The 1,344-nt window shown below is 66.6% G+C and carries 1 protein-coding gene; it reads right to left on the bottom strand.

The window, feature by feature from the left end; all coding sequences use genetic code 11:
• Nucleotides 1–1,325 (bottom strand): L-serine ammonia-lyase (locus tag AC1D14_RS22545; RefSeq protein ID WP_476969231.1); only part of this gene is annotated, 1,325 nt, incomplete at its 3' end.
• Nucleotides 1,326–1,344: the final 19 nt, after the last annotated feature.

Raw genomic sequence — 1,344 nt, forward strand, 5'->3', positions numbered from 1 at the left:
ACGATCACTTCGTCGAGGGACACCCGGTGCGAGCCGTCGCCCCAGAGCGCCATCTTGGCGGCGTTGATGGCCTTCGCTGCCGCGATCGCGTTGCGCTCGATGCAGGGCACCTGCACGAGCCCGCCGATCGGGTCGCAGGTCAGGCCCAGGTTGTGCTCCATGGCGATTTCCGCGGCGTTCTCCACCTGCGCCGGCGTGCCGCCCATGACCTCGGCCAGGCCCGCGGCGGCCATCGACGACGCCGATCCCACCTCGCCCTGGCAACCCACTTCCGCCCCGGAAATGGASGCCTGTTCCTTGTACAGCACCCCGATGGCRCCGGCGGTCAGCAGGAACTTCACCACGACGTCGTCGCGGTCCTGCTGSGTGGCCTGGTCCATGCCCGGGGCGAAGTGCAGCGCGTAGTACAGCACAGCCGGGATGATGCCCGCGGCCCCGTTCGTGGGCGCRGTCACCACSCKGCCRCCGGAGGCGTTTTCCTCGTTCACGGCCAGGGCAATCAGGTTGACCCATTCCTGCCAGTACTTCGGGTCCCGGAAGCCGGGRTCATGGTCCCGGCTTTCCTTCAGGAGCCGCTCGTGCCAGTCRGGRGCACGACGGCGGACCTTCARCCCGCCGGGCAGCAGCCCCTCGCGCTTGAGGCTGGTCTCCACGCAGCCCTCCATCACCGAGTAGATGTGAAGAAGCCCTTCGCGGATCTCTTCTTCGGTGCGGCTATCTTCTTCATTGACCCGCATCACGTCGCTGATGCTCAACGACGTGTTCTGGCAGTGCTTGAGCAGYTCCGCTGCGGTCCGGAATGGCAGCGGAAGCTCCTTCTTGGACTCCTCAAGYTCCTGCTGGGCCGCGTCCTCCTCGCCCTCGCGGACGATGAATCCGCCGCCCACCGAGAAGAAGGTGGCGSTGTGCAGCACCCCGCCGTCSGMGTCGGASACCGTGAAGGTCATGCCGTTGGTGTGCCTAGGCAGGATCGTCAGCGGACGCAGGACCATGTCCTTSACCCCGTAGGGCAGCGGCACGGAACCGGCCAGCTGCAGCGTGCCCGTCTCGGCGATCGCCGCCAGCCGTTCTTCGACCTCGTCMGGCAGGATCTTCTCCGGGTGGAAGCCTTCGAGGCCGAGCAGGATCGCGGTCATGGTGCCGTGGCCGTGGCCCGTGGCCGCCAGCGAACCGTACAGGTCCACCCGCAACGACGCCACCCGGTCCAGGTCTCCGGAAGCCTTAAGCTCCTCGGCAAACACCGCGGCAGCACGCATGGGGCCCACCGTGTGTGAACTGGACGGGCCTATTCCGATGGAGAAGAGGTCAAAGACTCCAACAGCCATTGTCGGTTCCTAACTAGGT

The organism is Arthrobacter sp. P1_B11, assembly GCF_056406715.1.